The 25,116-nt window shown below is 38.1% G+C and carries 16 protein-coding genes; 6 read left to right on the top strand and 10 right to left on the bottom strand.

Annotation, left to right across the window (positions count from 1 at the left end; genetic code table 11):
- Positions 1–65: 65 nt before the first annotated feature.
- Positions 66–2,951, bottom strand: coding sequence for a M16 family metallopeptidase (locus tag AC106K_RS08865; RefSeq protein ID WP_482444759.1), 2,886 nt, complete (start codon positions 2,949–2,951; stop codon positions 66–68).
- A gap of 86 nt (positions 2,952–3,037) precedes the next feature.
- Positions 3,038–4,231, bottom strand: coding sequence for a pyridoxal phosphate-dependent aminotransferase (locus AC106K_RS08860; RefSeq protein ID WP_482444614.1), 1,194 nt, complete (start codon positions 4,229–4,231; stop codon positions 3,038–3,040).
- A gap of 178 nt (positions 4,232–4,409) precedes the next feature.
- Between AC106K_RS08860 and AC106K_RS08855 the strand changes: the two genes are divergently transcribed.
- The 6 genes from AC106K_RS08855 to AC106K_RS08830 all read left to right on the top strand — a co-directional run bounded on the left by AC106K_RS08855 (position 4,410) and on the right by AC106K_RS08830 (position 12,216).
- Positions 4,410–5,249 (top strand): GLPGLI family protein, encoded by an 840-nt coding sequence (locus AC106K_RS08855; RefSeq protein ID WP_482444612.1) that lies wholly within the window; start codon positions 4,410–4,412, stop codon positions 5,247–5,249.
- 105 nt (positions 5,250–5,354) lie between these two features.
- Positions 5,355–5,990 (top strand): 16S rRNA (guanine(527)-N(7))-methyltransferase RsmG, encoded by a 636-nt coding sequence (rsmG, locus tag AC106K_RS08850; protein ID WP_185288162.1) that lies wholly within the window; start codon positions 5,355–5,357, stop codon positions 5,988–5,990.
- 62 nt (positions 5,991–6,052) lie between these two features.
- A complete protein-coding gene (locus tag AC106K_RS08845) occupies positions 6,053–6,457 on the top strand; it encodes a hypothetical protein (RefSeq protein WP_482444610.1) in 405 nt (134 codons plus the stop codon).
- Positions 6,457–6,993: a DUF922 domain-containing protein gene (locus AC106K_RS08840; RefSeq protein ID WP_482444608.1), complete on the top strand. Its 537-nt coding sequence runs from the start codon at positions 6,457–6,459 to the stop codon at positions 6,991–6,993. The genes AC106K_RS08845 and AC106K_RS08840 overlap by 1 nt, the downstream gene beginning before the upstream one ends.
- On the top strand, positions 6,990–9,677 hold the full coding sequence (locus tag AC106K_RS08835) for a PD-(D/E)XK nuclease family protein (RefSeq protein WP_482444606.1): 2,688 nt from the start codon (positions 6,990–6,992) through the stop codon (positions 9,675–9,677). The genes AC106K_RS08840 and AC106K_RS08835 overlap by 4 nt, the downstream gene beginning before the upstream one ends.
- 172 nt (positions 9,678–9,849) lie before the next feature.
- Entirely contained in the window at positions 9,850–12,216 is a 2,367-nt protein-coding gene (locus tag AC106K_RS08830) for a patatin-like phospholipase family protein (RefSeq protein WP_482444605.1), read from the top strand.
- 139 nt (positions 12,217–12,355) lie between these two features.
- On the opposite strand, the gene AC106K_RS08825 is transcribed toward AC106K_RS08830, so the two are convergent.
- The 8 genes from AC106K_RS08825 to AC106K_RS08790 all read right to left on the bottom strand — a co-directional run bounded on the left by AC106K_RS08825 (position 12,356) and on the right by AC106K_RS08790 (position 25,016).
- Positions 12,356–13,492 carry a cytochrome-c peroxidase gene (locus tag AC106K_RS08825; RefSeq protein WP_482444604.1) on the bottom strand — a complete coding sequence of 379 codons (1,137 nt, stop codon included), beginning with the start codon at positions 13,490–13,492 and terminating at the stop codon, positions 12,356–12,358.
- 10 nt (positions 13,493–13,502) lie between these two features.
- Positions 13,503–15,017, bottom strand: coding sequence for a DUF6850 family outer membrane beta-barrel protein (locus tag AC106K_RS08820; protein WP_482444603.1), 1,515 nt, complete (start codon positions 15,015–15,017; stop codon positions 13,503–13,505).
- A gap of 1 nt (position 15,018) precedes the next feature.
- Entirely contained in the window at positions 15,019–16,239 is a 1,221-nt protein-coding gene (locus AC106K_RS08815; protein WP_482444601.1) for a DUF4876 domain-containing protein, read from the bottom strand.
- Between the two features lie 22 nt (positions 16,240–16,261).
- Complete coding sequence (locus AC106K_RS08810) at positions 16,262–19,054, bottom strand: TonB-dependent receptor plug domain-containing protein (protein WP_482444599.1); 2,793 nt, start codon at positions 19,052–19,054, stop codon at positions 16,262–16,264.
- Positions 19,055–19,594: 540 nt separating this feature from the next.
- Entirely contained in the window at positions 19,595–21,550 is a 1,956-nt protein-coding gene (locus AC106K_RS08805; RefSeq protein ID WP_482444597.1) for a T9SS type A sorting domain-containing protein, read from the bottom strand.
- A 159-nt stretch (positions 21,551–21,709) separates the two neighbouring features.
- Positions 21,710–22,888: an acyl-CoA dehydrogenase family protein gene (locus AC106K_RS08800; protein ID WP_482444595.1), complete on the bottom strand. Its 1,179-nt coding sequence runs from the start codon at positions 22,886–22,888 to the stop codon at positions 21,710–21,712.
- A 128-nt stretch (positions 22,889–23,016) separates the two neighbouring features.
- Entirely contained in the window at positions 23,017–23,805 is a 789-nt protein-coding gene (locus tag AC106K_RS08795; protein WP_482444593.1) for an NUDIX hydrolase, read from the bottom strand.
- A 23-nt stretch (positions 23,806–23,828) separates the two neighbouring features.
- Entirely contained in the window at positions 23,829–25,016 is a 1,188-nt protein-coding gene (locus AC106K_RS08790) for an MFS transporter (RefSeq protein ID WP_482444592.1), read from the bottom strand.
- Positions 25,017–25,116: the final 100 nt, after the last annotated feature.

The raw sequence follows: 25,116 nt of genomic DNA, 5'->3' as shown, positions 1-25,116 counted from the left end.
TAAAATCTATAATTGTTTTTGATATTGTGTTGAAAAAAAGCCCTGAAACCAGGGCTTTTGCTTATTTAATATCCGAAAATTTCATTTAAATTGAGTTTTTTGATTTCGCCCAATTTTTTCATATCGGTCTCATTTACTTTGTCTTGCGCTGCTACCACACAATACGTGTAGTTTTTGTTTTTCATTTCCTTATCATGGAAGGTGTTGATGTCTGCGAAAGAGAGTTTGGGAGCCTGGTCATAGACGTTCTTTCTCATATCAAAGCTGTTTCCAAGTTTTTGGGATTTTAAATAAGAGAAGATAATACCATCCTGCGTGATTCTTTCAGATGCAATTGATTTTTTCAATCCGCTTTTTGCTGTTTCAAACAATTGTTCAGACTTTGGTAAAGTGGTCAGAAGTTCATTCATCGCTGTAGTGGATTCATTGAATTTGTCTGCCTGAGTACCTACGTAAGCCATGATCATATCCTTATCTGTTTTTTTGGACGGAAGTGAAAAATAAGAATAGGTAGAATAGGCTAATGCTTTGGATTCTCTGATGGTCTGAAATACAATAGACCCCATTCCGCCTCCGAAGTAATTATTGAATAAACTTACGGTAGGAGTGATGGAAGGATTGTACTGGTCAGAATTTCTTACCCAGAAAATTTCAGCCTGCACCATATCATAATGAGCAAATAATACCTTATTCTTATCCGTAGAAACCTGAGTAAAAGTCTTCGTTTTCGGAAGCTCTTTCAAACTTGCCGGAAGCTTGTGAATCTCTTTCAGAGAAGCTACCGTTTCATTTCCGGATTTTGGACCATAATAAAGAACCTTATGCTTGAAGTTAAACAGATCATGAAGAACATTAATGAGGTCTTCTGCCTTTAATGCATCAAGTTCAGCATCACTTAAGACATTATTGAAAGGATTCTGTGCACCGTATTGTGCATAGCTTCTAAGTCCCGCCATAATGCTTGCCTTGTTTTGCTTTGCATTGGTTCTGCTTTTTTTCAGTCTTGCTTTGTAAGCATCTAATGCTGCCTGGTCTGCCTGGCAGTTTTTGATCAGATCTTCAAATAAAGCAATGGTCTTGTCGAAGTTTTCATTCAGGCCTTCCAGAGATACATAGGTTTCTTCATTACCTGCACTTACATTGAAGCTGGAAGCCAGTTTGTAAAACTCCTTACTGATTAGTTCAGAAGATTTGTTTTTAGTTCCAAGATACTGAAGGTATTCTGCTGCCAATGGAAGCATCTTATTATTCCATTTTCCTGAATCAAAATAATAATACATTCTGAACAGAGCGTTGTCTGTATTTTTTACAGAAAGTACTTCTACTTCTCCCAGTTTATTTTTAGCAATATCTTTATCATAGTTTAGCCAGATCGGGGAAATTGCATTTTCCGGCATCTCATCAATCTTTTTAAGGAAAGGAGACTGGTCTTCTCTGTTTACGGAAACAGGAGTGATCGTAGGTTTGTCTACTTTTACAATCGTCTTATCTTCTCCTTTTTTCTTGTAAACTGCTACATAATTATTATTCTGAAGATATTTCGCAGCAAAATCCATGATGTCTTTTTTCGTAAGTCTGGAAATTTCATCTACATATTCCAGGGTTACCTTATGATCAACGTCCGAAGTGAATTCGTCCATCAGGATACTGGCTCTCGTAGAGTATTTTTCATCCTTCTGAATGATGTTTTTCTTTTCATTATTCACGATAGACTGGATCAGATCATCAGAAAATTCTCCTTTTCTGAGCTTTTCTATTTCCTGAAGAAGAAGGTTTTTTACTTCATCCAAAGACTGGCCTTCCGTTGGCTTTCCCTGTAAAAGTAAAACGGAATAATCTTTTAAAGCATAAGGGAATGCAGCGGCTCCAAGTAGTTTCTGTTTTTTTACCAGATCAAGATCAATCAGACCGGCTTGCCCGTTGGTCAGCATACTTCCCACAAGATTCAATAATCTGGCGTCTTTTGTGGAGGCTCCTGGAAATCTGAAACCAAGCATTACACTCTCGGGATTAGGCCCTACAACTTCTTTAGTCACAGGGGAGGTGATGGCTTTTTCCTGTCCTACTTTATATTCCGGAACAGGTTTCGACTTCATATAAGAGAAAGCTTTGTCTATCTTGGCAATTACTTCATCCGGGTTGAAGTCTCCGGACATGATGATTCCCATATTGTTGGGAACATAATAATTGTTATAATAATCTCTGATCGCATGCAGAGAAGGGTTTTTCAGGTGCTCAATGGTTCCGATGGTGGTTTGCTTCCCGTAATTGTTATTAGGGAAAAGACTGGCAAACATGGTATCAAAAACCTTATCTCCGTCATCATCAAGGGATCTGTTCTTCTCTTCATACACCGCTTCAAGCTCTGTATGGAAAAGTCTTAGAACAGGTTCTCTGAATCTTTCTGACTGTACAGCAAGAAACTTATCGATCACATTGGCAGGAACATCTTCCGTATATACCGTTTGCTCAAAAGAAGTGAAAGCATTACTTCCATCAGCTCCCATCCCGGCCATCATTTTATCATATTCATTGGCGATGGCGTATTTGGCTGCTTCTCCCGAAACTTTATCGATTTCTTTATAAATCTCTTTTCTTTTTGCTTCGTCTTTGGTTTGATTGTACTTCTCATAAAGAGCATCAATCTGGTCTAAAAGAGGTTTCTCTTTCGCCCAATCTTTAGAACCAAACTGATTGGTTCCTTTGAAAAGCATGTGTTCCAGATAATGGGCCAGACCTGTGTGATCTGCCGGATCGGTTTTACTTCCTGCTTTTGTAGCAATATAAGTCTGAATTCTTGGTTCCTTATTGGTGGGGCTCAGAATAACAGTCAAACCGTTCTTTAAAGTATAATACCTTGCCGAAGTAGGGTCGTTGGTGACGTATTTGTATTGATAACCATTAGAAGTAGCTTCTTTCCATTGGAAATCCTGCCCGTATGCATAGCCCATAAAACTTGCTGCTGCAATACTGGTAGCGATCGTTAGTTTTTTAAAAAGATTCATTGCTGTATAATGTGTTTTATGTTTTTCAATTCTTAGTTGAATTGTACTAATAAATCTTTTATACGCTTCATCGCTTCTCTCAGGTCTTCCTCAGAAGCAGCGTAAGAGAATCTGATGCATTCCGGGCTTCCGAAAGAATAACCGCCTACACATCCTACATGAGCGTTTTCAAGAAGGAACATGGCGAAATCGTCTGAATTGTTGATTTCAGTTCCATTCAGTGTTTTTCCGATATAATGGGAAATGTCCGGGAAGAAATAGAATGCAGCTTTTGGAAGCAATACTTTGAATCCTGGGATCTCTTTGATCAGTTCGTATACAAGGTCTCTTCTCTTTTTGAAAGCATCGATCATATATCTGTATTCAGACGGATCTGTTTTTAAAGCGGTAATAGATGCTCTCTGAGCTACCGTATTGGCACCACTGGTCATCTGGCCCTGAACCTTTTCACAAGCCTTTGCCAGCCATTCCGGGCATGCAGAATACCCAATTCTCCATCCGGTCATTGCAAAAGCCTTAGACATTCCGTTGATTACGGCAGTCTGTTCATATACTTCCGGAAACTGAGCGATGGAAGTTGTTTTTGTTTCATAATTGATGAATTCATAGATCTCATCAGAGATGATGGTCACATGAGGGTATTTTGCAACTACTTTCGCGATGGATTTCAATTCATCATAAGTATAATATCCTCCTGACGGGTTACATGGAGAACTGAAAAGGATCGCTTTTGTTTTATCGGTGATGGCTTCTTCAAGCTGTTCAGCAGTTACTTTAAAATCTGTTACGTAAGAGGTAGGAAGCATTACAGAATGTCCGCCCATCATTTTTACCATTTCATCATAGCTTACCCAGTATGGAGCAGGAAGCAGAACTTCATCTCCATCATTGATGATGGCTGCCAATACATTTAAAATAGCTTGTTTGGCACCATTGGAAACACAGATTTGAGTTGGTTTGTATTCCAGATTGTTATCTCTCTTTAGTTTATATGCAATGGCCTCACGAAGTTCAAGGAATCCCGGAACAGGAGAGTAGTGGCTGTAATTTTGGTTGATGGCGTCGAAAGCAGCCTGTTTGATATTGTCCGGAACATCAAAATCCGGTTCACCAAGAGTTAAGCTGATCACGTCTATTCCGCTGGCTTTCATTTCTCTGGCTTTATTTGACATTACAAAAGTCTGTGAGTATCCTAATCTTTTTACTCTATCTGAAAGTTTATCCATGTATTTTTTTTTGAATTTTAACAAATATATAATAAAAACGTGGCGTGAGAAGTATAAAAACGGGTTCAGTTTAAAGATTTTTGTCAGGTTTTGATCAAATCACCATTTTTAGAAATAATAATACTTCTCTTGGCTGGTTTTGTTTGATTTTAATTCTATTTTAGCAAAAACTTATTCCATGAAGAAAATACTGAATGTTCTTTTTTTACTGTCTTTATCATTTTTTTCTGCCCAGAATTATCGCTTTGTGTATGAATATAAAATGAAAAATGAGATCTATAGCGACTCATTGGTTACAGATTATATGGCCCTCGATACAGACGGAAAGAAGTCTTATTTTTATAATTTGGCTAAATATGAACGGGATTCCGCTTACGCCGTCAATAAAAATTTCGGAACGTTATTTAAAAAAGGCTATGACAGAAACCTCAGTTATCTTATTGAGAAAGATTTTTCTAAAAAAACGATCAGCTTTTATGATAAATTTAAAAGTGTAGATCTAGTAACCACGGATAATGAAGTGCCTGTATGGAAGATTGAAAAAGAATTTGCAAAGATCAATAATATGAATTGTCAAAAAGCTGTGGCGGATTATAAAGGCCGAATCTGGGAAGCATGGTTTTCTAAAGATTACCCGATCAGTGACGGACCCTATAAATTCAGTGGTCTTCCGGGACTTGTTGTGAAGGTAAGAGATAAAGAAAATCAGCACCAGTTTAATCTCATTCAAATCAAAAAAATGAAAACGATGTTTGGTCTTGTACCGAAAAAAGGCAAAACAATGACTGATGCAGAATATAAAAAGCTTATGAAAAACTATACTTTCATCCCTGCAGAAGACTTTGAAGCATTCAATGTAGATAAAAAAACAGGTACAATAGGAGTGCAGCTAAAGGATGGATATGCTGTACAGTACAATATCAAAGAGCTGGAAATGAGTAAAAGGGATGGTGAAATTATTGATGATGAAATCATCAGAAGGCTCAAAAGAACAGATAACCCCATCGAAAGAGATTGAAAAACAGCAAAAAGACTGCAAAATGAGCAGTGTTTTTTTATATATGGTCTTTAAAGTTTGAATAAAGCCAATAAAAACTTATTTTTGCAGACTATAATAATTCACATGTCTACATCGTTACTATTAAAATACTTTCCGGATCTTACAGAAACACAATTGGAACAGTTTGCCAAACTGGAAACTCTGTACAACGAATGGAATGAAAAGATCAATGTAATTTCCAGAAAAGATATGGAATCGCTGTATGAAAAGCATATTCTGCACTCTCTGGGAATTGCCAAAGTGATGGAATTTGCTCCGGGAACTAAAGTACTGGATATTGGAACCGGAGGAGGATTTCCTGGGATTCCTTTAGCTATTTTATTCCCTGAAACACAGTTTACCCTTATTGATTCTATCGGTAAGAAGATCAGCGTGGTAAATGCTGTGGCAGAAGGAGTGGGGCTTACCAATGTAACGGCCATCCACGGAAGAGCTGAAAAATTAAAAGATAAATTCCACTTTGTAGTCAGCAGAGCGGTGACCCAGATGCCGGAATTTTTAAGATGGCTGAAAGGAAAGTTTGAAAAAGAACAGTTTAATTCCAAGCACAACGGAATCTTATATTTAAAAGGCGGTGATCTTGCAGAAGAACTTGCCGGACTTAAATGCGAGATTTTCAACCTTAAACACTATTTTGATGAAGAGTTTTTTGATACTAAAAAAGTAGTTTATGTATCAAAAGGTAATTTTAACTCCTGATTTGTTATGATTAGGGAATAATTTTTGCTGAATATTTGTTAATAATCACAAAATTGAAGGTTATGAAAAATTTTTTAACTCTTGGATTTTCCGCATTGCTGCTGGGCCTTTTTCTGGTCTCGTGTAATGATGATGATTATGATACGGTAGAATCGGTTGATAAAATCAAAATAGACAGTGTAAAGATTGCAAAAGACACCATGAATGTTTTTGCGATACAAAGTATAAAGACTTATTCCACCTATCCGTCTCAATGTGAGGGCTTTTATGGGTATGATTATATCTACAACAATAATCTTGAAAGAACAGTAATTGCTTATAAATACAGAACCAGTGGGCCTTGTGCTCAAGGGAGCTATGTAGCGGGCAGCAAGATCAACTTCAATCCGCAGAAGAAAGGAACTTATACTTTTAAATTCTGGAACGGTGGGAATAACTGGATTAGCAAAACAATTGTAGTGGAATAATGAAACTGATTTCTGTATTTTGTCTGTTTACGGCTTCAATAGTATTCGGGCAAAAGATTACTTGGCAGGAAGGGCAAAAGCTTGTGTGGGATAATTTTAAAAGCCCTGTCAACAGGAAAAACAATCCGGATGTTGCAGCCTATACAAACTGTGGCTGGGAATTTTCTGTAGTGAAATCCAGTAATCCGAAATCTCCTGTTACCATTCATATCAGCACGATATTCAATGAAGAAAAATCCTGGAAAGATGTAAAAAAGATCAATGATTATATCCTTTTGCATGAGCAGAAACATTTTGATATTGCAGAGCTGTTTGTAAGAAAATTCAGAAAAGCGGTTGCTGAAAATATCAGAACTTCAGGGGATTATAATAAATATTTTAAAACGATTTATAACGGAGTCTCCATCGAATATAAAAACTTCCAGACCGCCTATGACAAAGATACCCGTCATGGGATGAATAAGGAAAAACAGGCAGAATATAATGCTACTATTTCCGAAGAATTAGACAACTTAAAAAGCTATCGATCCCTTTGAAATTCCTCAATAAGATTATCCACGAACTTTTAGCGCAAAACACGGATCTTTCTGCGTTTAATATTGTTCTGCCGGGGAAGCGTCCTATCGTTTTTATCAGACAGATTCTGGAAGAAAACAATTATTCGGGATTTCTCCCCAATTTTTTTACCGTAGAGGATCTTATCAATACAATTGCAGATAAACAGGTTATACAGGGAATTCCGCTCTGGCTCTTTTCATTTGATGTCTACAGAAGCCTGAATCTTATCCCGAGAGATGATTTTTCTGACTTTTTGAAGTGGTTTCCAACCCTGCAGAAAGATTGGGATGATATTTTGAAATTCTCAGACAGTGACCAGGCGGTGCTTCAGTATATGTTTGACGAGGAAAGGATCAAAGAATGGGCCCAAAACCTTGGAGAGGATGATGATGTCCCGAGAAAGAAATTCCTGAACTTCTGGCAGAATATGAACGTTTTCCTTCCGGAGCTGAAAAGCAGGCTGCAGGAAAAAAACTGGGCAACATCCGGAATGATCCATGAAACGGCTAAGGCTCGGATCACCGATTTTGCAAAAGATACTTCAGAGCAATTCGTATTCTGCGGCTTTAATGCCTTTACACCGGTGGAAGAGAAGCTTGTGAGAAGTCTTTTGCAGTGGAATAAGGCTCAATGTTTCTTTCAGGCAGACCGGTATTATTTTTACGATGAAAAGCAGGAAGCTGGAAAATTCCTCCGAAATCATAAAACATGGAAAGAATTTGATGATAACAGAGCTTTTCAGTGGATAGAGGATGACTTTAGCCAGCCTAAAAATATCAAAGTATATGAAGTATCCGGAAATGTAACCCAAACGAAGGTGTTGCCGGAGATCTTTAAAGAAATTAGTAATAAAACCTATTCCAATACGGCAGTTGTTCTTTTGGATGAAAATCTTCTTCCTGCGAGCCTTGATGTAATGCATGGTGTGGAAAACCTGAACATTACCATGGGATTCCCGTTGAAGAACTTATCTTTTTCCAATGCTGTAAAAAGACTTTTCTATTTACAGAAACAACTGGAAAAAAATAAATCCTCTTACTATTACCGGGATATTTTTCCTATTCTGGAAGAACTTCCGAAGTCGTTGGAAGACGAGCAGATCATCAATGATTTCAAAGCGAAAGTGGAAGAGAGGAATATTGTGTATATCTCCAGAAATCTTTTACAGGAGCTTTTGGGCGGACTTTCCTATGCGGGACTTCTTCAAAAGGCAGTCAGTACGAATGTCTACCTCGATATGCTGATTTCATTCTGTCAGCAGGTAAAATGGCTGGATATAGACGATATTCAGTATGAAAATGTCTCCCACTTTGAGAATGCTTTCAGGATCATCAAAAATCAGCTGACTCCATACAATATCGAGATCAAAATGGAGACCCTTGAAATTCTGATCAACCAGCATATTAATTCCGAGAGTATCGACTTTCAGGGAGAACCTCTGAGAGGGCTACAGATCATGGGATTGCTGGAAACCCGTCTCCTGAATTTTGAAAACGTGATTATGCTTTCTGTGAATGAAGGTAAATTACCGCTCGGAAACTCACAGAATACCTATATTCCCTTCGATATTCGCAGATTCTTTGATCTTCATACCTTTCTCGAAAATGACAGCATCTATGCCTATCACTTTTACAGACTGATCCAGGATGCGAAAAATGTACATTTGCTGTATAACGCTTTAAGTTCCGGTGTAAATACCGGAGAGAAGAGCCGCTTCATTACTCAGATCGAAATGGAAAGTTCCCATCAGATCGAGCACCTGATCATTGAGAATTCTTCTGAACCGATTAAGACAAAACCTGTAGAAATTTCAAAGACCCCTATTGTACAGGAACGTCTTCAGAAATGGAAAGAAAAAGTATCAGCATCCCACCTTACAAGTTATCTCTACAATCCTATAGATTTCTACCTGTCTAAGATTTTAAATACTTCGGAAACGGATGAGATTGAAGAAGAGCTGTCAGTGAAGAATTATGGAAATTTGGTTCATTATTCACTTCAAGAAGTGTATGAGGTGTTAAAGGGTAAGGTTTTAAAAGAAAGTGATTTAAAGAATTCAGTTAAAGCGATAGATCAATACATAAATGTAGCTATTGAAAAGCTTAAACATCAACCTGAATTCTATGAAAAAGGAATGAACTACATCCATAAAGCGATTGCTAAAAAGGTTATCGAAAATGTTCTCAACCACGATCTCGAGCTGATAAAACAAGGGAATAAACTGGAGATTGTTGACATTGAAAGAAGGTTTGAAAATGTAGAATTCTACCTTGATGGGAACGATAAAATTTCCTTTTTCGGATTTATTGACAGGATTGATAAACTGAACGGAACGTTAAGAATTATTGATTATAAAACCGCAAAAATCAAGAACCTTAGTGTGAAGATCGATGAAGAGAATGTAGAGAAATATTTTCATAACAGCGACAGAAAGCAGGCCCTGCAGCTTTGTATCTATCATTACGTGGTGCAGCATCTTCCTGAATTCTGGGGTTTCCCGATAGAAACTGGTATTTGGAGCTTTGCCGATGCTAAAAAAGGGATGGTATCCCTGCAGTTTGACAAAGGAAATATAGATGACGCCATGAAATCGGTCAAGAGTCTTATTCTTGAAATTCTGAATCCGGATATTAATTTTGTGGAGACAATAAAGGCTTATTAAAAATATTTATCATTTTTTTTATTTGATAATCAATATTTTGTATTGCTATGGCTTTTCATTAAAATACATCTTCCTATTTAACAAAACGGTAAATAGATCAGTACGTTTTTTATGTATCTTTACTCCTTCGTAACGTTTTTTAAAGTTGACAGGAATAAACTAAGGTGAACTCATGAAAAAAAGCCTGATTTTTTTAGCGATCATTGTCTCTCTTATCATCAAATCCCAGCAAAAAAATGATTCTCTGAATCTTGCACTTCAAAATGTAACCAAAGATACCAAATTTGGTCTGGCACTGAGTGGTGGCGGGGCAAAAGGATTTGCTCATATCGGTATTCTGAAGATGATCGATTCATTGGGAATTAAGGTCGATTATATTACCGGAACCAGTATGGGAGGGATTTTGGGCGGTCTGTATGCAATGGGATATAATGCCAATCAGCTGAAGTCTACCATCTATAAAGTAGACTGGAACAGGATTCTGAGCAATAAAATTCCTTACAGCAAGGTGAATATCAGTGAGAAGGACGAATATGACAAATATATTCTTGAATTTCCCGTAGTGAAAGGAATTCCTACGCTTCCCAGTTCTTATATTGAAGGACAGTATATGGGAGAAGTACTGAATACACTTACCTTCAATGCCAAACACATCAATGACTTCAGCAAGCTGAGAATTCCAGTGGAGCTTACGTCTTCAGATATTGAAAATGGAGGGCTGATAATGCAGAAAAAAGGATCTTTACCATTAGCGATCCGTTCTACACTGGCCATTCCGGCTGCGTTTGCTCCTGTTTATATCGATGGAAAGCTTCTTGTAGACGGTGGATTAGACCGTAATTATCCTGCCAATGAGGTTCGGGAAATGGGAGCCGATTTTGTGGTTGGAGGCTATACCGGTTTCAGGCTCTTTACCAAAAAGGAAATTGAGAACCCGATGAAAATGATTTACCAGACTCATGCCATCCGTTCTGTAGAAGATTTCAAACATCAGAAAGAGCTGTCTAATATCCTGGTAGATTTTGTAGATCCTTTGGGTGATATTACCACTAAAGATTTCGCCAGATACAGAAAGATCATTAAAATCGGAGAAATTGAGGCCAGAAAGCACCTTCCTGAATTTGTAGCATTGGCAGAAGCGCAGCGTAAAGCCGGGATCAGATATGAGCATGAAATGATAGAGGAGGTGAAACTTCCGACAACGAAATTTACATTCAATGAAGAGGATGGAACTCCTATGACTGATGCTGCGGAAATTGAGGTGATCAAGAAACAGATGGGGCTTACGGAAGGAAAATACTATGATGTAAAAACGGTGAATGAAGCCATAGACAGAGTATTCGGTATGCGGCAATACCTAAAGGTGTACTATACTTACACCAATACCGGAGAAAGTCTTACCATGAATGTTTTTGTAAAAAGAGCCAAAAAAGGGGCCTTTAAGCTTGCCCTGCATTATGATACGGAGCAGTCTGTAGGAATTATTGTAAACTATACCTACAGAAATATTCTTCTGAATCGATCGAGATTCCTGGTAACAGTGGATATTTCTGAGCGTTTTAAAGCCAGATTGGCTTATCAGCAGTTCTTAGACAGCGGAGAGCGTCTATGGCTGGACCTGGAAGCTAAAATGATCCATCTTAAAAGTAATGACCTGAACTTCAGATTGTATGATGTAGGAAGTGAAGACACCAACGATAATTTCCCCAACCATATGTACCGGAATATAACGGGAAAAATAGCCCTGAATTATAACATCAGTCCTAATGCTTTAATCTCCCTGGGAACAGAATTCAGTACAGAAAGAATGTACAGTTTACTGGATAAAGTAGATCAGGCTAAAATAGATAATTACAGTAAAAAGCTTTATAATCACAGCAATTTCAATACTTTCTTGAAGTTTGAACAGAATAATCTCAACAAAAGATACTTTTCAACGAAAGGAAACCATCTTCAGATAAGCACAAGATTCTATTACGGAGACCGATACCAGCTTTATGATCTGGAAACCGTACAGCCTCTGCTGTATCCTATATTAAATCCTAAAGAACCTTATTATTATCAGCCTAAAAATCTGGTTTCTTTTACTTTAAATGAAAACTTTTCTTATCCGGTGACCAGAAGACTGGCTGCTAAAGTCAATGTATTTCTGGGAACAAGTTTCGGATCAAAAAGAGAGGATCAGGTGCCTTATCTTTTTCTTAATCAGAAATACAATTTAGGGGGAAGCGAGTATAATTATGACCTGCTGAGCCCGGAATTCAATGGTCTGAGACAGAAAGAACTGCCTATGACCTCTGTGGCAAAATTAGGATTGGCGCTACAGTACAGAATTATGAAAAGATTATATCTTACTCCTTCACTCAGCTATGGTAAAGTAAGTGAAGAGTATTCTCCCTTTAATGACAGTTTTAATATGTTCGGCTATGGGGTGAATCTGGGATATGAATCTCTTATAGGGCCTATCAGCCTGAATATTTCCAGAAATGACCAGCTTGATTTTTCAAGAATATATTTTACTATCGGCTTTAAGTTTTAGGAAGGAAGATGGAGGATGGAAGATACAAGAGCTTGAATTTAAGGGAATGATTGTAACTTTATGATTTAATGGGTTACGGTAACATTCATGTATTATTTATTTAATAGTACTTCTTCCAGCCTCCAGCTCAATAAGTTCTTTATTTCCTCGGGATGTCCGGACGGGGCATTTTGTAATAGCTCCCTGACATGGCTTTTAAAAAGGCGACAATGGCATCTATTTCCTGTTCATTCAGCTTTAATGGCTTTACCAGGCGATCTGTTACAGGAAAGTTAGGATCGGCTTTCTTTTCCTCAGGAGTAGGGTTGATCATTTGCATTCCGCTGTTGTATAGACTTACAATACCGTGCATATCATCCATTAAACCATTATGCATCCATGGAGCAGTATAATCCAGATCTCTCAGAGAAGGGGTCTTGAACTTTCCAACATCATCCGGCTTTCCTGTAATATGGTACAGACCAAGATCTTCATATTCTCTTTTATAGTAGGTAAGTCCTATATTGTGGAAAGATTCATCGGTCAGGTATTTTCCATAATGACAGTTCATACATCTTGCTTTGGTCCGGAATAAATGCATGCCGTATATCTCTTTATCGTTCATGGCTTTATAATCTCCGTTGATGAATTTGTCAAGTTTGCTGGGCTGGCTTCTGATGGTTTTCTGAAAAGCAGCTAGGGCTCTGGCAATTTTATCAAAAGTAATCTTTTCGCTCTGATATGCTTCTTTGAAGAGCGGCTTGTATTCTTTTATTTTGGAAAGTTTCCCGGCAAGTTTATCCGGGTTCATATTCATTTCATTGTGCGCTGAGATAGGACCTACAAGTTGTTTTTCCAATGTTGTTGCTCTTCCGTCCCAAAAATAGGAGGTTCTTTCTGCAATATTGAATAGAGACTGGGTATTCCTTTTTCCCTGTAAATGATCATTACCTAAGGCGACTTCCTGTCCATCTGCCCATCCTAATTCAGGATTATGACAACTGCTGCAAGAAATCTGGCTGGATGAAGAAAGTTTGGGGTCAAAAAACAGCTTTTTCCCCAGCATAACCTCTGGGAGCTCTTGAGTTTCATAATAGTTGGAATCCCATTCGATAGCCTCAAACTCCTTCCAGCTGACTTCAGCATCTACAGACGGTTTGGGCCAGTATTGTAAAGGTTTTTTGTAGTGAACCGCGACTTCTCCGTAGTCTACATTATGTTTTTGAAGGGTATGCTGCATAAAGAAGAGTGAAATTCCTCCAACGAGCATAACTAATTTAACATCTGAAAATTTCATGATAATAAGTTTAAAAAATACTTCCTATACTGACCGCCCATTGAGAATTGCTGTCGTGTTTAAAATGGCTGTACATCATTTTGCTTCCCACAAAAACATTCTTCATAACAGGAACACTGAAATGAAAATGAATATCAAGTTTAGCCTGCCAGAAATCAGAAGACTGAAAAGCATAATTGTCCTGAAGCATCTCATAAATGGCAGGTGTTCCGGAGCTGTTGAAAACAGCATCTTTATGATAAACATTGGTTGCGGAAAGGCCTAATAAGACAGAGAGTGTTTGATTTGATTTAAAAGTTTTTAACCATTGATAATCCAATCCATACGCTATTTTACTTAATTCTATTCTTGATAGAGGACTGCTGTATCTTTCCTTTTCCTGAGCCCACCCGAAAAAAGGTAGAAAAGAAGACTTTGCATCATCATTACCCATCTGTAAAAGTCCTTTGAAAATAAGCTGGTGGATCTTATGATTGTATTTTTCCACACTGCCTATCTGAATGTAATTTCTCGAATTTTCATTCAGAAAAAGGTTTTCAGTTCCTTTCCTTTCCATACTGTTTCCATCGGCAGTAATTCCCCAGACTATTTTCCCGGTATTAAAAAATCTTCCTAATGACACATTGAATTGCTGTTCTTCAACGTTAGATGCATTAAGATCCGAATATTCTGTCAGAAGCTTATCTATGTTCAGTTTTTTTAATCCCAGATTCAGATACCAGTTTCTGTTGTCAGCCTCAAAGATTTGTATTCCACCTCCATAGGACCAGCCTTCATAATAGGCCTGTCGAAGTTTTCCGGACAGAAGTTCATTATAATTTCCAAGTCCGCTCATATTATAGATCATAGGGTAGCCCTGGTTGCTTACAAAACTCAGATAATGTTTTTGAGTGTATTTTTCAGCCTCCAGATAAGCTCCCAGTCTGAATTTCTGAAACATTAGTTTATTGGCACCAAGGGCCAGTGAAAAATCTGCGGTTGTATTCTTTGGCCGGGGATCAGTATCTCTATAGCTCAATGTGGCTTTGTAACTTCCAGTAATGCCTATGGTATATGAACTGATCTTCTTAGAATAGCCTCCTGAGAAGCTGTATCTTTCAAATTTCATATCACCACCTACACTGTCGGCCGCTACATAAGGGTAGATAAGGTCATAATCCGTATTTTCATTCCATACCACCTGCTTGTTTTTTCCTTGTGAGTAGGAAGCATTACCCCAAACCGTCGTTTTACCATCAAGAGCCTGCGAGGTACGGGCTTCCGCGCCCCATAGATTGAACCCTTTTCCTTTTTGTTTTAACTGGTTGGGGGTGTCAGAATTTTCAGTAAACAGACGGAAAGTGGTGATATTGTATTTCCTGGCGTTCATCTGGCTGGCTGGATTTATCGTGATACTGTTTTTAAGCAACCTTTCGGCGCTGTATTCTTCACGAATTTTTCCTTTGATTGAATCATTGGTCTGAGCCTGAATGAAGGTGCCGGATAATGCGGTAAACAGGATGGGTATGGAAAGAAAATAATTCATTTTAGTTGAATAATGAAGGTTTTACACCATGTTCAAAGTCTGCAGTAGAATTGTTGGTATCTTTAAAGATATTTTTACCTTCCATTGTTTTTCCAATGATTTTTCTGCGTACAGATTTTCCGAAACGGTTTTTATCGCCATCAAATGACGTAACGGAAGTCCAGCCCATATCCAGTGAAGGCGAAGTTACCAGCCATTGGAAAGAGTCCTGTACACTTAAGTTTACAACGTCTGTAATCCATTCATTCGGGATTTTAACAGCGGTTCCGTCCATAGGATAAATATCTCCTCCGAAACTAAGGTTGTAAGTATAAGTGTATGAATTCTGAGCAACCAATCCTTCATTAGTCATTCCCTGCGGCATACGTGCCAGTGCATAAGCATAATATCCCTGATTATGGATTACCATTTTGTCGGAAACATTGATCATTTTTGGAACAGCAGGATTGTCGATGTCATCCGAATTTTCTTTGAAGATCTGGAAGTTAGCGGTAGAAAGATTAACAGATGAAGGGTTGAAATCTTTGTGATTGATGGCATCTTCAGCGATAATAATAGATTCACCAGGCTTTACAGGGTATATATTTCCGGTTCCCGGGATTCTGATGATTGCTCCGGCAGATAGAGTAGTTCCCATGATGTTTGGGCTGTAATCCTGCTTTTCATTGGTCATAAAAGCTGACTGTATCAACAGCATTCCGTCTGCATATAACAGCTTGTCTGTATTATTGGTGATTTTAAAATACTGATCCCCAAAATACATGGCTCCCTGCGGTGTTCTTGTTCCTGTGAAGAAAATCTCTTCCAGAATAAGATCGCTGCTGTTTCCTGCTTTCAGAGAAAGTTCTATGGTTTTACTGGCCTCATTGCCGTTGATCACCATTCCGTTTTGTACTCCGGCTACTTTCGCTTCTATAGATCCGGATGGGTCAGAATAAACAATGTTTCCTTCTGCAATGATCTGATAGGTTCCGGAAGGAAGACTAACCTGTAAGGTATTGGTATTTGAAAGCTCTTTTGTTAGAGTAAACCCAGAGTTAAGCTCTTTGAAACTTAGCGTCATTTTTTTATATTCCTTAACCTGAATATGATCAGGAATTACTTTGAGCTCCAGTTTTAATAAGGTTTGAGCTTCCGGAGTTTCGTTGGAATCCGAAGAGCATGACGTAATACCGATGAAAGCACACAATACAAATAGTGTTCTTAATAGATGTTTTAACATAAGTTGATTGAATTGAAATTATTTATAAATTGAAGTTGATCTCCATTCCGAAATAAGGATCGTAGGCTCCTTTTCTGTTGATTGTAATTCCGTTGATGCTGTAAGGAGCATAATAGCTGAAAAGCCTGCTCGCAAACATGGAGACTACAATGGCTTTATTCCTGAAGCTTTTGGTTACTTTCAGATTAAGGTTCATTTCCATGGGCCTTCTGACTGCATTATACAGATCCTGATTCTGTGCAATGACCAGGCTTTCAAGAATGCTTCCCTTCGCTGTTTCAGGATTGAAAGGGAAAATATTGCCATTCGGATCTACATAATGGCTTGGAATTCCGTTCATAGGGAGCATTTTTCGCATAGAATACCATGAAAATTGGAAAGAGGAAGAAAAAACAAGATCCAGTTTCGGAATATAAGTATCCATCATCAGATTTGTATTCAGGACTTCATTGATGGAGTTAGGTTCCATACCTTCATACAATCCGAGATAAGGATAAGGTTTTCCGCCGATCAGCAGATCTCTTCCTCTGTAGACAGGCATACTGTTGCCATATTTTGTCCGGAACCATGCTCCGTTAAGGGTAAATCTTGTATTAATTACCGGAATTCTATTGGATGAATATTGGAATTCCACACCTTCTTTATCTACTTTACTTCCATTTTGTTGTGTTGTATACAGGAAGTTTTCATTTAAGGTCTGATAGGGAAGTGTATTGATGTCCGGTGGGGAAGTGATGGCATCATGATTCAGTCCGGAGGTATCATATTTTTTGTACTGATAACCGGAATATTGATTCATGGAGCGGAAAGCATTATGCATATTTTCCTTAAAGACGGTCACAGATAGCTGATGAGCTCCGATACCCAAATCAATCCTTGCTTCAAATTTTTCATTGACAGCAGGTTCTATTTCCGGATTTTGAGGGTTGTAAATCAGTGTTTTGTAATTGATTCTTCTGTAATTAGGATTGTTATGGAAGTAATTCAGCTGCTGAATGTCTTTATAAATAAGTTCCGGGTAGAGCAGGTTAAGATCGGGGAACAGGCTTTGTTTACCATATCCAAGAGTCAGGGCCAGCTGAGTCTTTTTATTCATCCAGTCAAACGATGGAAGTTCCCATTGAAAATTGGCTCTGGGGTCAGCATAGATTTTTCCGTTTATTTTAAAATGCGAAGGCAGGTTCATCATTGAATTTCCTCTTACTCCCAGTGCAAGCGTGAATTTGTGGTTTCCGGCATTCATGGTACTGATCGATTCTAAAAATAGAGCAGAGGTGATATAGGCCGGGACGTCACGGTAGGCGCGGGGTCTGAAAGTTGCTTTTGGATCTATGGGTTTATAGATGTCACATTCCTGTCCTTTACCCCAGTTCTTACTCAATTGCCAGTCGAATCCAGCATTGATTTCATTTTTAAACGATTTGAAATCCACCTGAAATTTATTAATCATGCTAACAAATACATCCAGAGGTTTTCCATCGACCAGGTAGTTGGAAATATACCGGGGCTCAGGATAGTAGCCGTCAAATTCTCCTTCAGTCCTAGATAAGGGAAATGCTGTTGCATTCTCCAGTTGAACGAATTTGGTCTGTTTTATTTGGTCAAATCTCTGATTGATTGTTGCCTGTATTTCTGTTGCCTGATAAAAAGAGGACTTGTTTTTCGTATAGGTAAACAGATTGGACAGGCTTACAAGATGGTTATTCACCTCATAAGAATTCAGTTCAGAAAGATCAATGTCAGGATCAGACTTTGAGCCATCCAGAGAACCCGTATAACTCAGGTTGGTCTGCCATTTTGAGGTTCCCTGGTTGTGTTTTTTTTCTTTTACAACAGCAAAATTGGCCGTGATTCTTTTATAATTTTCAAGTCTGTCTCTTGGGTCAGCTTTGGCGTCCAGATAATCTATACCGGCATTGATTTTCAGATCCTGATCTTGGTTTTCAAAACCTTTATTGATGGCAAAAAGTTTAGAATAACCATCTGCTTTGAATCTGGCTTTCCATTTTGTATAGCCTGACTTATTGGTGATTTTTACAATTCCTGAAGTCAGGTTTCCATACCTAACAGAAGGTATTCCGCGGAGAACTTCCACACTTTCAATCTGATCTGTTGAAATGCTTCGCATGTCTACACCACTGGTCAGATTAAGCCTTCTTTTCAGTCCGTTGTTGGTTTTATCCAGAAAATCATAGGTATATTGAAGATTGGCTCCGGAATTCAGAGGGGCACCATCAACAAGGAATGTCGTTCCCATGGAGGAGGTATTATAATCACTTCCGGGTCTTCCGGTTTCACGAAGGCTTATTTTATTCATCTGATTCAGAACCGGATCACCTGATCTCCCTCCGGGAAGCAGTTCCAAAAGATCCGAGAAGCTTGAAGGCTGCAGGTGCTGCATAGCCCGCTGATTAATAATAGATGAAGACGTAAGCCCTTTTCCTTCTTTGGCGGTAATGACCACCTCCTCAATCGTATTTATTCTGTTGGTAAGAATGAGGGTAAATGTCTCTTCCTTTGTTATGGACAGAAGATTTGAATATCCGGAATGACCATTGCTGTCACTTTCTACTTTATATTTTCCAGGCACTATATAAATGACTGCAATTCCTTTATCATTGCTTGATACAGTATACTTATCCTGTCCGGATGAAATTTTGATTTCAGCATCTTTCACCAATTGTAAAGCGCTATCTTTTACTTCAAAAGTGACTTTTAATGTACGTTCCTGTGAGGAGATTGTTATTGCTGTAAAGAGAAAGAGGGAAGTTAAAATCTGGAGCCTCAGAGAGGAAAGGGAGTCATTGTGGACCATCTGTCATTATTCTTTCGGCAAAAGTAGGAGGCTCATCATGAGTTTGCTAATTTTATTTAGAATAATTTAAAATAATTGATATAAATCATTTTAAAATTGATGGAAATATTTTTGTTAAAATTTAAAATTTTACACTTAAGTGTCTTTTAAATAAGTGTATATGGTGTTTATCTAATGTTGTTTCTACTTTTTTTATTCGATCTTATTTTTTATAGTTATTTTTAAATGCCACGAATACACGAATGAATTTATTCGTGTATTCTAAATAGATTTGCAAATTATATCTTATTAAATTTATAAAAGATTCCTCTCTTTTTACTTCGTAACCATTCTATATATGAGTTTACCACATACTGTATTTATAATAGAGTTTTGCACTTTTCCCTGCTCTTTTATTCGTGAATTAGTGGCAAAAAAAATCATGTGCCTCAACAGGACCACTTCTCCGTTATCATCCATCATTTACAAAAAAAGCACTCCATTGCTGAAGTGCCAAAAATTAACTTGAAAAAATGATATATTATAGAAAATGAAATAGTGTTACAATTTGATTTTTTTATTAATGACTTTCCCGTTGACAAGAGTAACCTGTACCACATACACTCCGGGTTCTAAGCTTCGGGATTCGAAGATAGGTTTATTGATTTCCTGCTGAACAATCTGAGCTCCGGAAATACTGTAAATATTAATACTTTTAATATCACTGCCGGTTTTCACCTTGATTTGTCTGTTTTGTGTAAAAATATCGGTTGTATTTTCAGATGCCGGATTAGAGATCGCTTTATTAAACTGCAGATTGTAGAAAGGAGTAGCCACTTCAAATATATAGTTCTTAGTCTCAAGATCCTGAAGGCTGATTCCGCCGTTTTGCTGATATTGTTCTTTAGAAACAGTTCTGATCAAAGTTTTGTTTTCATCAAAAATATAAACGGCAGAAAGTTCTTCCTGATCAATTTTTAATTGTAAAATCCCCTTATTTTCTGACTGGATGATTTCATTTTCAGGAATTTCCTTGGGAGTGCTTTTGATGTATGGAAGCATTTTATTTTCATTGTTTTCCGATACTTTTAAAAGATAAACTCCATCTTTTAGTGAAGATAAGCTGCGTTCATTGGCTGATCTGCTTGCTGCTTTTTCCTGATTAAAGTCGGTAATCTCAACCAGCTGCATATTTCCAAGATCCGGTTTTATTTGTGAAGGAGATAAAGGAGCTGTTTCTGATGGAGTGGCTGCCGACTGTTTTCCAAAGATAGATCCTGCTATTGCCCATTGATTGAGGAGTCCGCCGCTTCTCAAAGTATTAAATTTTGCGTTGGATGCCAAAGTAAACGGAACAATACCGCCTACATGCCCTATAGGTCCCCAATAGAAAGAATCCAGTTTGTATTTATTCAGATCCCACCAAGGATAATATCCTCTTTGAACATCAATGGTTTTAGACGTATTTTCAGGCGGAATGGCCAGATCTACCGTAGAATGTCCTAAGGTCATAGGGGTTTTATTATACCAGTCATAGACATCTTTAGGCTTCATACACTGTCTCAGCTTATTGTTGGGATTATTGGTAACATCATTGACAAAACTGGGGGTAAAGAGTTTCCTCCAGATCACAGGTCCCCACAGCAGACCTCCATTGTCCTGTACAACATGATAATTATATCGGTCCAGATATTCTGCGGAAATCACTTCTGAAATATTGGTATTATAAGTTTGGTAGCCTGTATTGTTACAGCTGTGAAGAACATTGGCCAAAAATGCGGTGAACGGGTAAATATCTTTTTCCAAGACCCCTTTCTGGAGAGTAACTCCGGAAAAATCATACGGCCCGTCTCCCATATAGGCGTATTTGAATTGTATATTGTTCGTATTTGAAATGCTTAATCGTTTTAAAGTGGACATTGCTGCATGAGCTCCCTGTGAATAGCCTGCCAGAAAATATTCATCATAGCGTTTCACATTCAGCTGTGTCAGAGCTTTATTGGCTGCTGTGATAAAATCTATCGTAGCTCCTGCTTCTGTGGCATAATCCACATAAGGATGTGTACCTTCACCTGTTCCCATCCCTACATAGTCCGGAGCCATTAAAATATAACCATTAAGAACATAAGAAAGTTCAACAACAAATCCGGCAGTAAGCGCTCCTTTGAAATTGGAAGGAACGTTGTGTCTGCTGTCTGTTGTTCCGTGATCAGATACCACTGTAGAAAGCTTGAAACCAACATTAGGGTACATGAGCAATCCGGTAGCTTTTACAAGAACATTCTTTTCGTTTTTGGTGTAATAAGTGATTTTGTAGCCCTTCAATCCGACATTGAAGCTGTTGAGATAACTTACAAAATCCGGTGCATTCTGTTCACCAAGATTATTGGCGATGAAATTGATAACTCCCTGCGGTGTAAGATCCAGTTTCTGTTCCGCGCTTACCAGGTCTCCTGCCTGCTGGGCAAAGTAAAAAGGAGCGGATAGTCCTAATAAAAAAGTCGTTATTTTCTTCATATCGTGAATTTTTGCTAACCTCAAGGTAATAACTTTATTAAATCCACAAAAATATTCAGACATCAATAATTATTCATTGAATATCAATTCTCTGAAAAGTGAGTAAAATAAAAGAGTCTGATCCAAAGACCAGACTCTTTCAAAAAATATTTTTTTCGCTTAGAAAGCGTTGATACCTGTAATATCTAAACCGGTGATCAGCAAGTGAACGTCATGAGTTCCTTCATACGTAATCACAGACTCTAAATTGGCAGCATGTCTCATCATCGGGAATTCGCCCATGATTCCCATACCTCCAAGGATCTGTCTTGACTCTCTTGCAATGTCAATCGCCATTTTTACGTTGTTACGTTTAGCCATTGAGATCTGTGCAGGAGTTGCTTTATGATCGTTTTTAAGATTACCCAGCTGAAGACATAATAACTGAGCTTTTGTGATTTCCGTAAGGAACTCAGCCAGTTTTTTCTGTTGAAGCTGGTAAGAACCAACTGGTTTCCCAAACTGTTTTCTTTCTTTAGAATATTGAACGGCAGTACAGTAGCAGTCGATTGCTGCACCAATTACTCCCCATGAAATTCCATATCTTGCAGAATTCAGACAAGAAAGAGGTCCTTTCAGTCCTGTTACACCCGGAAGAAGGTTTTCTTTCGGTACTTTTACGTCATTGAATACCAGTTCTCCGGTTTTGGAAGCTCTTAAGCTCCATTTATTGTGAGTTTCAGGAGTGGTGAATCCTTCCATTCCTCTTTCAACGATTAATCCCTGTACTTTTCCTTCCTCATTTTTCGCCCATACTACAGCAATGTCGCAAAGAGGAGAGTTGGTGATCCACATTTTAGCCCCATTCAAAAGATAGTGATCACCCATATCTTTAAAATAAGTTTCCATAGATCCCGGATCAGAACCGTGGTTAGGCTCAGTCAATCCAAAAGATCCGATCATTTCTCCTGAAGCAAGCTTAGGAAGATATTTCTTTTTCTGTTCTTCAGAACCGAATTCATTGATTGGGAACATCACCAGAGAGCTCTGTACCGAAGCAGCAGAACGTACTGCGGAATCTCCTCTTTCAAGTTCCTGCATGATAAGACCATAAGAAATCTGATCCAGTCCGGATCCTCCATATTCCACAGGAATATATGGTCCTAATGCTCCAATTTTACCTAATTCTCTCATTAGGCCAGGAAGATCTGTATGATTTTGTGCTGCCTGGTCAATCTGCGGCATTACAAAACTTTCAACCCAATCTCTTATCGATTGGCGGATCAGTTTGTGTTCTTCAGTAAGTAAAGCATCAATTCCGTAATAATCAGGGATGCTTGTAAGAGGATAATATGACATGATTTTTTGATTTTGTTAAAAATAACATTTTTCGTGGTGTCTGAGAAATTTTTTTGAAAACTTATCTTAATGCTGGTTTTCAAATAGATAATGCAGTATTTTCCTGTTTTAGAGAGAAAGTCTGCATTTTAAGCCTCCTCATCGTTAGAGATAGGGTACTGATTCGTGGAATTGTGCACCTTGGTTTTAAATTTATACAGGTATGGTGCTTTGTTCGCAGAACCATCATATAACTTTTCCAGTCGGTCCAGGATATTAAGGCTTAATATTTTTCGCTGGAAGTTGTTTCTTCTGAATTTCTGGCCCAAAATGGTTTCATAAAGTGCCTGGAGATCTTTCATGGTAAACTTTTCCGGGAGCAGGTTGCTCGCAGCCACTTCCGTATTGATGTTCATTCGCAGGTATTCAAGACCGGTTTCTATGATTCTGTCATGGTCAAAAGCCATTTTTGGGAGATTATTCACCTCAAACCATTCGCAGCTTTCATTGAAAGCATCCGGAAAAGTATCGGCAATTGAAAAGTCGATAAGGCTGCAGTAGCCCACCGTGATGAATCTCTGAAAGATCCAGTGATCTTCCGGAACTTCTATTCCTTTATTCTTAAGAAGAATTTGATGTACATTGTTTTCGGTGCGGTCTATCCTTCCAAAGGTATGGAATTGCTTTAGAAACAAGTCTTTAAGGTGCGTTCTTTCATACAGAACCCTCGCTGCTGCTTCCCGAAGGTCTTCATCATTGAAAACAAAACCACCCGGAAGTGACCACAAATCCAGATCATGATACTTCAAAAGCAGGACTTTCAAAATATTGTTGTGAAATCCGAATATGGTGCAGTCTACAGAAATATGAGCTACGAAATCTTTGGTATCAATAAGTTCCTGAAGAGTTTCTTTGCTTTTTGTGTCTTTGATTTTCATGGCAGTAAAAATAAAACTATTTTCTATATTTTTCTTTTGGCGACGTTAAAATACACTAAACTGATCATAAAAAGAAGAATTACGCAGGATAAAATATATAACGGATAATAATTCAGCAATTGTTTTCCGAACAGTATGGCCATGATGATAGAGCTTACAGAACTGCCCAGAGAGGAGAAAATAACAATAAGTGAAGTGAAAAGATTGATCTTTTCTTTATCGACCTGTGCGATCATTCTTGAGTTGATAACAGGGTAGAGCGGAGATAGGAAAAGCCCAATAACCGGAAATAAAAACAGAATCAGCTTTGAATCTTCAGAATCAAAATACTGTATTCCTACGATGGTGATCAGCAGAATGATAATGAAACTTATACAGGCTACATAATATCCCGGCAATGAAAACTTTCGGATAATATTAGCGGTGACCGTTCTTCCTGCATAAGAAAACAAAGATAGGAAAGAAGTGGCCTGAAGAGCAAAAAATGAATTGACCTTCAGATGGTTTTTATAAAATGACGGAAGCCAGGAATTGAATCCCTGTTCTATGAAAACAATACAAAAGATCACTCCAAGAAATAAAGCAACCGAAGGAGTAGTAAATCCTGAAAGCTCTGAGATGATATTTTTATTTTCCAGAGGTTTGGCTTCAGAGATGTCAGCTTTTAAAAGCATGAATATGGTGACTGCAGATAAAACCGCAATCAGAAGGAATCCAAATTTCCAGAATTCAGAATACTGACTGGAGATCAGCCATCCAAAACCTGTATTGACTACAAAAATTCCGATCATAAAAGAAGCTTCCACACTGTTCATGGTTTTTGCCAGTGACTTTTCATCTGAAATATTATTCCTGATGATCCCGAAAACACAGATTTTTCCGATGGCAAAACACGCCCCAATGATGGCAAACCATAGTTTATAGAACCAGAAAACTTCAACAAATGGAAGAAGACAAGAGCAGACTCCCACAATGGCTAAGGCTAAGATCAGAGCTTTTTTTGCTCCGGTTTTATTGATGAAGCTGACTGCAAAAAGAGAAATGAAAGCAATGGGAAGGTCTTTAAACGATTCCAAAAAGCCCAGTTCACTATAGGTAATATGGGTATCTGCGAGCTGCAGAATGATAAGACCCATGCAGTTTAATACCATAGAGAAGATCAGAAAGGTCAGTTTGAGCGGAAGAGAGATTTTTGAAAGCTTGACGGTCATTTTCGGGGATTGTCTGGATTGAATTTTTATCGCTTTTTATCAATTATTGATGCGAAGATATGGCTTTTAACCCTCAGAAATAAAAGAAAAATTAAAATAT

The organism is Chryseobacterium sp. FR048 (genome assembly GCF_056844665.1).
The sequence above is the reverse complement of the archived record's forward strand: the minus strand, read 5'-3'. Positions and strand labels throughout refer to the sequence as shown.